Raw genomic sequence first — 9060 nt, 5'->3', positions numbered from 1 at the left:
CCAGCCCCTCCTCGTGCGGCGAGACGACGGTCACGCCCGGGAGCGCGCGCAGCGGGTCCACGAGCCGTCCGGTCCGGACCGGGGCCTTCAGGACGAGCGTGACATCGCAGCCCGCGCGCGCGAGCGTCTGCACCATGCCCTGGGCCCAGATGGCCGAGCCGTCGATCAGATTCAGGTCCACGTCTCCGTAGACGAGGGCGCGGGTCAACGAAGCTCCTTCAGCGTGGCGACGGGGTCCCAGTCCAGGACGGCCATCGTCGGCGGCGGATTCTCGCCCCAGAGGACGACGGGGATCTCTCGTGCGCGCGCGATGCCCCGGGCCTCGTCCAGGTCGCGATCGCGGTCGAACATGCCGGGGACGCCGAGATACGCCCACGGCCCGCCCGGCTCGCCCGCGCGCGCGTCCACGACCAGCGCGTCCACGTCGGCGGTCTGAAGCACCGTGCGCGCGTCGTGCGGGTGGACCGGCACGACCTCGTAGCGGTCCGCGAGCTCGGCGGCGGCGTCCCGGCCGAGGATGCCCGCGACGACCGGGCGGTCCGAGACGCGCTGCACGAGCAGCCGGTCCTCGGACCGCTCGAACCGGTCGACACGGCGGGTCGCGCTCTCCCGCAGCGTCGCCGACTCCATCGGGCGGTCGCGCCGCTTCCACAGCCGGTACAGCTCGCGGGGCAGCCGTGCGGCACGGCGGCGCGGGTTGCGCGCGGCCCCGGCGACCAGCCGGCCGAACTGGACGGTCGTCGAGGTCTCCAGCGCGGCGAGCCGCCGCTCCAGCTCCTCGACGCGGGCCTCGCTCTCGCGCAGGGCGGCGCGCATCCGGGCGGTCCGGTCCCGCCCCGCGCGGTCCCGCCCGGCCCGCCCGGCCCGCCCGGCCGGGTTTCGATCACGTTCGGTTCGGTCAGGCACGGTTCGGTCAGGCACGGAGGTACTCCAGGATCACGTCGGCGATGCGGGGCCCGGCGTGCCCGTCCCACAGCGGCGGCACCCGCCCGGCGGGCGGCCGCTCCCCCTCCAGCACCTTGCGGGCGGCCGGGACGAGCTCCTCCAGCGACACCAGCCGGTTGGTGCCGTGGGTGACGGTGATCGGCCGCTCGGTGTTCGGCCGGACGGTCAGGCAGGGCACCCCGAGGACGGTCGTCTCCTCCTGGATGCCGCCCGAGTCGGTGACCACGGCCGCAGCGCCGCGCACGGCCGCGACGAAGTCGACGTAGCCGAGCGGTTCCAGGACGTGGACGCGCGAATGGCCGTCCAGCCCGGCGGCGAGCAGGTTCGCGCGCCCGCGCGGGTGCACGGGGATGACCACGTCGGCCAGGTCCGCGACGCCGTGCAGGCTCTTGACCAGCGCGGACGCCGTCACGGGATCGTCCACGTTCGCGGGCCGGTGCATCGTGGCGAGGACGTACCGCTCCGGCAGCGCGTGCTCGGCGCGCACCCTCGCGGTGTCGAACCGGTCCAGGTTGCCGAGCAGCGTGTCGATCATCGGGTTGCCCACCAGGTGCGCCCGGCCGACCGGGACCCCCTCGGCGGCCAGGTGCCCGACCGCCTCCGGGCTGGTCACCAGGCACAGGTCGGAGAGCTGGTCGGTGAGCCGCCGGTTGACCTCCTCGGGCATGGTCATGTCGAAGCTGCGCAGCCCCGCCTCCACATGGGCGACCGGCACGCCGAGCTTGGCCGCGACGAGGGCGGCGGCGATCGTCGAGTTCACGTCGCCGTACACGATGACCAGCGCCGGTGAACGCCGGATGAACTCCTCCTCCAGCCCGACCAGCAGCGCCGCCGTCTGCGCGGCGTGCGAGCCCGAGCCGACGCCGAGGTTGACGTCCGGCTCGGGCAGGCCCAGCTCGTCGAAGAACACCTCCGACATCCGCCGGTCGTAGTGCTGGCCGGTGTGGACCACCGCCTGGCGCGCGCCGCGCGCGGCGAGGGCCGCGATGACCGGCGCGGCCTTCACGAAGTTCGGCCGCGCCCCGAGGACGTGGACCAGCTCGCCCGCGAACTCGTCCCGGAGCCCCCCGGCGGGGCCGTTCTGGAGCCCGTCCGCGGACCCGTCCCGGGGCTCACCCACATGTTCACCCACCGTTTCCCCCACCTGTCCGTCCATCTCTCCGCCCACCTGCGCTTTCCCTTCCGTTCATCGGACGCGCCTACGCTCGCCCGCCGTGTTGAAACGCTCCGTGTACATGTCAGCCCTCGCCGTTCGGCAGCTCCGGGACGACCCGTCCCGGGCGGGCCGCCTGGCCGTCCGCCTGGCGGCCCGCGCCGCCCCGCGCCTGCGCCGCGCGGCCCTCGCCGCGCCGAAGCCGCGCGACCCCGCCCGCGAGTCCTCCGACCTGCGAAAGCTACTCGCCACGCCGCCCTATCCGGCGCGTCCGGCGGGCACCGGCGAGGTGCGCCGGACGCTGGTGTTCGTGACCAACTCGCTGCCGGTCACCAACGCGGGCTACACCGTGCGGACGCACCGGATCGCCCTCGCCCAGCGTGAGGCGCTCGGCTGGGACGCCCACGTGGTGACGCGCCTCGGGCATCCACTCGCGCAGGGCGTCGGCGACGCGCGGGCGCGCGTGGACGTGGACGGCGTCCCGTACCACCGGCTGCTGCCGTGGACGCCGCCGTCCGACCCGGTGCGGGCCGTCGCGAAGGCCGCCGACCTGGCCGGACGGCTCGTCCGCGACCTGCGGCCCGACCTGCTGCACGCGGTCAGCGACCACCGCAACGCCGCCGTCGCGCTCGAACTCGGGAAACGGCACGGACTGCCGGTCCTGTACGAGGTGCGCGGGTTCCTGGAGGACTCGTGGCTGTCGCGGTCGCCGTCGCACCGCCCCACCGACGACTTCTACCGGCTCACCCGCGAGCTGGAGACCCGCCGCATGCACGAGGCGGACGCCCTGGTCACGCTGGGCGAGGCGATGCGCGCGGAGATCGCCGGACGCGGCGTGGACCCGGCGAAGATCACGGTCGTGCCGAACGCCGTGGACGACGGCTTCCTCGCGCCGCTGCCGGACGCCGCCGGCCTGCGGGCCGCGCTCGGCCTGCCCGGCGGCGTGCCGGTCATCGGCCTGACCTCGTCGTTCTACGGCTACGAGGGCATCGACACGCTCATCGACGCCGCCGCGCTGCTGCGCGCCGGCGGCGACGACGTCACGCTGCTGCTCGTCGGGGACGGCCCCGAGCGCGCCGCGCTGGAGCGCCGCGCCGCCGAACGCGGCGTGCGCGCCGTGTTCCCCGGCCGGGTCCCTCCGTCGGACGTCCGTCTTTTCCACGCGCTCCTCGATGTCTTCGCGGTCCCCCGCCGGGCGGACCGGGTCTGCCAATTGGTCACGCCCCTGAAACCGCTCGAGGCGATGGCGGGGGGAATCCCAGTAATAGCAAGTGATGTCAGCGCCCTCCGCGAAATCGTGGAACCGGGCGTGACCGGCACGTTAACTCTTCCGGAAGACGCGAAGGCATGGGCCGATTCCCTGGGTGAGCTCATTTACAGTCCGGAGAAGAGAAAGAAATTGGGGCGGGCCGCCCGGGAATGGGTCCGGGCCGAACGCACATGGCGCGCGGTGGCCGCCGGATACCGGGCCGCGCCCCGCTCCTGAACTCCTGAACTCACCTGTTGCGAAGGGAGCCACCGGCGTGGATCTGGTGGTCATCGGGCTCGGCTACGTCGGGCTGCCGCTGGTGCGCGAGGCGTGCCGGGCCGGGCTCAGGGTCGGCGGATACGACCGGGACGAGCGCGTCATCGCCGGCCTGGCGGCCGGAAGGTCGCACGTGGACGACGTCTCCGACGCGGAGGTCGCGGAGATGCTCGCGGCCGGGTTCACGCCGTCCGGCGCCGAAGAGGTGCTGGACGGCGCGGGCACGGTGGTGATCTGCGTCCCGACGCCGCTCTCGGACGAGGGCGGACCGGACCTCACCGCCGTGCGCGGCGCGTCCGCGGCGATCGCGGAACGGCTGTCGCCGGGGACGCTGGTGGTGCTCGAATCCACCACCTACCCGGGCACGACCGAGGAGGTCGTCCGGCCGATCCTGGAGACGTCCGGGCTGGTCGCGGGGGTGGACTTCCACCTGGCGTTCTCCCCGGAGCGGATCGACCCGGGCAACCCGGTCTACGGGGTGCGCAACACCCCGAAGATCGTCGGGGGGCTCACCCCGGCCTGCGCGACGTCCGCCGCCGCGTTCTACGGCAAGTTCGTCGACCGGGTCGTCCAGGCCAAGGGCACCCGCGAGGCGGAGATGGCCAAGCTGCTGGAGAACACCTACCGGCACGTGAACATCGCGCTGGTCAACGAGATGGCGGTGTTCTGCCACGAGCTCGGCATCGACCTGTGGGACGCGATCGACTGCGCCGCCACCAAGCCGTTCGGGTTCCAGGCGTTCCGCCCGGGGCCGGGCGTCGGCGGGCACTGCATCCCGATCGACCCGAACTACCTGTCGTACAAGGTCAGGTCGCTCGGCTACCCGTTCCGGTTCGTCGAGCTGGCGCAGGAGATCAACGACCGGATGCCCCGGTACGTCGCCGAGCGCGCGCAGCAGCTGCTCAACCGCGAGGGCCGCGCGCTGAAGGGCGCCCGCGTGCTGCTGCTCGGCGTCACCTACAAGGCCGACATCGCCGACCAGCGCGAGAGCCCGGCCCGCCCGGTCGCGCGCCGCCTGCGGCGGCTCGGCGCCGACCTCGCCTTCCACGACCCCTACGTCACGTCCTGGCAGGTGGACGGGGATGACGTCGCGTCCGCCGGCGGGTCGCGGGACGAGCTGGTCGCCGCGCTCGCGGACGCCGACCTCGCCGTCGTGCTCGCCGACCACGCCGCCTACGACCCGCGGCTGCTGACCCGGCACGCCCGGCTGCTGTTCGACACCCGCGGCCGGACCCGGGCCCTCGCCGGGGCGGGCGCGGAGCTTCTATGACCGAACTCCACCTCGCCGCCGCCCGGAATTCATCGGCAATTTCCACGGGCCGCGCAGAATCCCCGGAAGAAAACCGTCTCCCATCCGGAGTGAGTGGAATGCGGGTCTGCGTCTGCACGGTCGTGCACCATCCGGAGGACGCGCGGATTCTGCACCGGCAGATCCGCGCCCTTCTGGACGCCGGGCACGAGGTCACCTATATCGCCCCTTTCCGGGCGACCAACTCCACGCCGTGGCGGGAGGTGTCGCCGGTGGACGTGCCGCGCGCCACCGGCCGCCGCCGCCTGCACGCCCTGCGCGCCGCGCACCGCGCGCTGGCCGAGCACGCCGGCTACGCCGACCTGGTCCTGCTGCACGACCCGGAACTCCTGGTCGGCCTGCCACGGTCCGTCCGCAGGCACGCCGCGGTCGTCTGGGACGTCCACGAGGACACCGCCGCCGCGCTGACCGCCAAGGGCTGGCTCCCGGCCCCGCTCGCGCCGCTGCTGCGGCCGCTCGTCCGCCGCCTCGAACGCCGCACCGAGCGCCGCCACCACCTGCTGCTCGCCGAGGACGGCTACCGGGACCGGTTCCGCGAGCCGCACCCGGTCGTCCCCAACACCACCTACGTCGACGAGCGGCCACCCGCCGTCCCCGACGACCGCCGCGTCGTCTACGTCGGCCACCTGTCCGCCGCGCGCGGCGCGCTCGACATGATCGAGACGGCCCGGCTCGTCGCCCCCGAGGGCGTCCTGGTCGAACTGATCGGCTCCGCCGACCCCGACATCCGCCCCGCGCTCCACGAGGCGCAGCTTGCGGGCGTGCTGCGCTGGTACGGCTTCGTCCCCAACGACCGCGCCCTGCGCATCGCCGAGGGCGCCATGGCGGGCCTCGCCCTGCTGCACGACGAGCCCAACTACCGCCACTCGATGCCGACCAAGGTCGTCGAGTACATGGCGCGCGGCATCCCGGTCATCACCACGCCGAACCCGCCCGCCGTCGGCATCGTCGAGCCGTCCGGGTGCGGGGAGGTCGTGCCGTTCGCCGACCCGGCGGCCGCCGCCGCGGCGATCCGCCGCCTGCGCGCCGACGCCGAGCGGCGCGCCGCCATGGCCGAGCGCGGCCACGCCACGGCCCGCGCCCGCTTCCACTGGCCCCTCCAGGCCGTCCCCTTCGTCCGCCAGCTCGAACTCTGGGCCGCCGGGGCGTCCGGCGTCGCCCAGCCGACGGCCACACCCGTCCTGCCGACCGCGGCGCGGTTCCCGGACGCGGGAGCGACGCCGGTCCCGGAGGGGGCTATCCCGCAGGTGTCGCCAGAGCCGACGCGGCGACCGGCCTGAACCCGAAGACGTCGGGCCAGCGCTCCACCGGCTTCAGCGGACGGTCGAGCAGGACGCCCGACGGGTACACGTCCATGGGCAGCCGCGGGTCGGGGCGGACGGTGCCGTCCGCCTGCAGCCGGGGCGTGTCGGTGTAGAGGAAGCCGCGGTTGCGGTAGTACTCGTGCAGCCGGATGTTGTCGGCCCACACGTCGATGCGCATGACCTCGGCGTCCCAGGCGAGGCGGCCCCACTCCCCCGTCCACTGGACCAGCCGCTCGCCGAGCCGCTCGCCCGCGTACCGGCGGTCGATGACGAGCCGGTGCAGGTAGACGGCCCTGGTCCGCAGCTCGTAGGGGGTCCAGAGCGCCGGGTTCGGGACGCGGGTGACGAAGGTGGTCGCGATCGGCCGGTCCCCATCCGTGACGAGCCAGGTGGCCGCCTGCCCGCGCCCGTCCTCGCCCTTCTCGCGGGAGAGCTCGATCCCCCGCCTGATGCGTCTCTCCCGCTCCGCCGCGTTCGGCCAGGGCTCGGCCCACTGGCCCGTCCCCTTGCCGCGCAGCCACCGGGCCGCGTCGTCGATGAGGCGGATGATGCCGGCGACGTCGTCGTCGCCGGCACGGCGAAGAGTGAAGTCTGCGCTGTTCATGGCTCCGTGGAATGTCCGCCGGCGTCCCCGCGCGCCGGCGCGATGAGATGGGCCGTTCACCGCGTGACGCGAAGAAGGGCGGCCTCGGCCCCTGACCCCGGCTCCCGGACCCCGCTCAGCGGCGGCGGGCGCGGGCGCCGGCCCGCATATGGAGGACGGAATCGCTCAGGACGCCCCTCCCTGCTTCGCGGTGCCCTTGTCGTACGCCCACGGCGAGGGCGGGACGTCCCCGACGACGAGGTCGAGCTGGTTGCGGTCGGCCGGGTAGACGGTGCGGGTGAAGCGGATCGGCTTCTGGTCCCGGTCGTACCCCACCCGGTCGTGGACGATCACCACGCTGCCGCTGTCGCGCAGCGTGAAGAAGTTGGTCTCGTTGCTGTCGGGCGCGCGGGCGGTGATGCGGTCGCGGTAGGCGACCTGCTCCACGCCGAGGGTCGCCTTGAGGTAGGCGACCACGCCCTCGTCGATGTCCTCGTCGTCGAGCAGCCGGTCGGCGCCCTGGCTCACGTACTCCATCGGGTAGTAGGTGGTCTGCAGCGACCAGGCACGGGCCTCGATGAACCGCTCCTGGTGGCGCAGGACGACACGGGTGCCGTCCTTGAGCGCCAGCGCCTTGGCCACCTCGGGGTTGGACCGCTGGATCTCGACCTTCGGGTCCTTGTTCTCGAACTCGCGGGCCTGGAGCTGCGCGTCGAACCGGTAGGCCGCGCCCTCGCCGCCGGGCCCGCTGGCGGGCGGCGCCGGGATGCCCGCGAGCGTCACCGCGAACGGCACGGTGCCCTCCAGGACGAAGGTGCCGCGCCCCTGGGTGGTCTCGACCAGGCCGCGGGTCTTGAGGATCTTCACCGCCTCGCGGATGGTGTTGCGCGAGGCGTTGTCGTAGTCGACCATCAGCTGCTCTTCGGTGGGCAGCCGCTCGCCCGCGGCGAACTCCCCCACCTCGATGCGGCGTGCCAGGTCATCGGCGATGTCCCGGTACCTGGCCCCGGCCATTTGCCACTCCCTCGTCGTTCGATCAGCGCCCGGCGGTATGTGCTACGGCCATCCTACTCATAGGGCTTGCGGAAAGGTAGGAACGATTGAATAATTCACCTAAGGACTTGAACGGCTGAGCGGAACGCCCCCAAGAGCTAGATCTCAGGCGGGAGGCGGTCGAACCTACCATCCCGATCTGTCACGGGTCGGCGTTTTCCAGGGCCGTCCAGCACCGGCGTTCATGCGGGTCCGCCCAGGCGGCGACCGCGTTCGAGGAGTTGATCGGCACCGGGTCGCGCAACGAATGATCGGCGATACCTCTCCCCCGCGACAAAAGGTCGCAGGTATGGACAAAGCGTCCAATTCGGGTCACAATCCGAACCACGGAGAGGAGACACGATCATGTCCGAATGGCGAATCCCTGTCCCCGCGCACCACCCCGACCCCTGGGTGGACCAGATCCACGGATATGTGACCCATGTCGTGGAGATCCTCGGCCGCGCCGGCGTCTCTGTCGAGGACTGCTGGCTCGACCCGTCCGGCCCCCGCGACGCCACGATCGTGATCCGCTCGGGCTCCACTCACCGCGCCCTGGTCTGGGACGAGGAGACCGGCTGGCGTGAAGGCCGCTTCGTCCGCGGCCGCCAGGGTGAGCGCACCGTCCTCGACGCTGCCTCCTACCTCGGCGGCGGGGTGCTGCCGGACGGCGACACCGTGCTCGACCGCCTGCTGAGCGGCGTCCGCGAGGACCGCCGCGCCTTCCGCTCCCACGCCGACCACTCCGACGGCTTCGCCGCCCGCCTGGCCGCGTACTCCTCCGCCGCCGCCCTCGCCTGACGCGGCCCCCGCTCCCCCTCGAACTCACCGCCTCCCCGGCCCCGCGCCGTCGGGAGGCGGCTTCGCTTTCCCGCCCGGCTACTTCCCGTGCGGCTACGGAAGGGCGCGGAGGTTCTGGGCCACCGAGCGCGCGAGGCGCGCGGCCGCGCCCGGCGGACGGCTGGCGTCCACCACGACGATGTACCGCTTGACGCGCAGCGCGATGGTCCCGGCGGACGGCCCGAGCTCGTAGGCGTCGTCGGCGGCGAGGTCGGTGCGGCGGCGGGCCTGGGCCTGCGTGGACTCCAGGGACGCCAGCAGGCCGGCGGCGGCGTCCTCGCTCGGGGCGACCCAGCGGACGGAGACCGTCGCGCCGTCCGAGGCGGGCCCCATCACCCCGGGGCCCGCGCCGTCCGGTGCCGCCGGGGT

The 9060-nt window shown here is 73.7% G+C and carries 10 protein-coding genes; 4 read left to right on the top strand and 6 right to left on the bottom strand.

Annotated elements, in window-relative coordinates; genetic code table 11:
- The 3 genes from AB0J52_RS16910 to wecB form a co-directional block, all read right to left on the bottom strand.
- Window positions 1-208, bottom strand: a 208-nt coding sequence (locus AB0J52_RS16910; protein WP_500182511.1) for a hypothetical protein, incomplete at its 3' end; no start/stop codon positions are given.
- Window positions 205-816, bottom strand: coding sequence for a hypothetical protein (locus tag AB0J52_RS16905; RefSeq protein ID WP_500182510.1), 612 nt, complete (start codon window positions 814-816; stop codon window positions 205-207). The genes AB0J52_RS16905 and AB0J52_RS16910, both read right to left, overlap by 4 nt.
- 97 nt (window positions 817-913) lie before the next feature.
- Window positions 914-1984 (bottom strand): non-hydrolyzing UDP-N-acetylglucosamine 2-epimerase, encoded by a 1071-nt coding sequence (gene wecB / locus AB0J52_RS16900; RefSeq protein WP_500182512.1) that lies wholly within the window; start codon window positions 1982-1984, stop codon window positions 914-916.
- A gap of 175 nt (window positions 1985-2159) precedes the next feature.
- On the opposite strand from wecB, the gene AB0J52_RS16895 reads away from it, so the two are divergent.
- From AB0J52_RS16895 to AB0J52_RS16885, 3 genes are all read left to right on the top strand, one after another.
- Complete coding sequence (locus AB0J52_RS16895) at window positions 2160-3584, top strand: glycosyltransferase family 4 protein (protein WP_500182509.1); 1425 nt, start codon at window positions 2160-2162, stop codon at window positions 3582-3584.
- A gap of 37 nt (window positions 3585-3621) precedes the next feature.
- Window positions 3622-4893: a nucleotide sugar dehydrogenase gene (locus AB0J52_RS16890; RefSeq protein WP_500182508.1), complete on the top strand. Its 1272-nt coding sequence runs from the start codon at window positions 3622-3624 to the stop codon at window positions 4891-4893.
- A 98-nt stretch (window positions 4894-4991) separates the two neighbouring features.
- Window positions 4992-6212 (top strand): glycosyltransferase family 4 protein, encoded by a 1221-nt coding sequence (locus AB0J52_RS16885; protein ID WP_500182507.1) that lies wholly within the window; start codon window positions 4992-4994, stop codon window positions 6210-6212.
- Here AB0J52_RS16885 and AB0J52_RS16880 read toward each other — a convergent pair.
- Window positions 6169-6840 carry a GNAT family N-acetyltransferase gene (locus tag AB0J52_RS16880; RefSeq protein WP_500182506.1) on the bottom strand — a complete coding sequence of 224 codons (672 nt, stop codon included), beginning with the start codon at window positions 6838-6840 and terminating at the stop codon, window positions 6169-6171. The two genes, AB0J52_RS16885 and AB0J52_RS16880, sit on opposite strands and share 44 nt — an antisense overlap.
- Window positions 6841-7005: 165 nt before the next feature.
- Complete coding sequence (locus AB0J52_RS16875) at window positions 7006-7833, bottom strand: GntR family transcriptional regulator (RefSeq protein ID WP_500182505.1); 828 nt, start codon at window positions 7831-7833, stop codon at window positions 7006-7008.
- 384 nt (window positions 7834-8217) lie between these two features.
- On the opposite strand from AB0J52_RS16875, the gene AB0J52_RS16870 reads away from it, so the two are divergent.
- A complete protein-coding gene (locus AB0J52_RS16870) occupies window positions 8218-8652 on the top strand; it encodes a DUF6292 family protein (RefSeq protein ID WP_500182504.1) in 435 nt (144 codons plus the stop codon).
- Between the two features lie 93 nt (window positions 8653-8745).
- Here AB0J52_RS16870 and AB0J52_RS16865 read toward each other — a convergent pair.
- On the bottom strand, window positions 8746-9060 hold a 315-nt coding region (locus AB0J52_RS16865), incomplete at its 5' end, for a hypothetical protein (protein ID WP_500182503.1).

It is taken from the genome of Spirillospora sp. NPDC049652 (genome assembly GCF_040675125.1).
Taxonomy (GTDB): Bacteria; Actinomycetota; Actinomycetes; order Streptosporangiales; family Streptosporangiaceae; genus Spirillospora.
Note: the sequence above shows the minus strand (reverse complement) of the source record. Positions and strands in the feature narration are given on the sequence as shown.

Coding starts and splice junctions, on each gene's coding strand:
- AB0J52_RS16870 (WP_500182504.1), top strand. CDS start 8,218: ATGTCCGAATGGCGAATCCCTGTCCCCGCGCACCACCCCGACCCCTGG.
- AB0J52_RS16905 (WP_500182510.1), bottom strand. CDS start 816: ATGCGCGCCGCCCTGCGCGAGAGCGAGGCCCGCGTCGAGGAGCTGGAG.
- AB0J52_RS16880 (WP_500182506.1), bottom strand. CDS start 6,840: ATGAACAGCGCAGACTTCACTCTTCGCCGTGCCGGCGACGACGACGTC.
- AB0J52_RS16875 (WP_500182505.1), bottom strand. CDS start 7,833: ATGGCCGGGGCCAGGTACCGGGACATCGCCGATGACCTGGCACGCCGC.
- AB0J52_RS16885 (WP_500182507.1), top strand. CDS start 4,992: ATGCGGGTCTGCGTCTGCACGGTCGTGCACCATCCGGAGGACGCGCGG.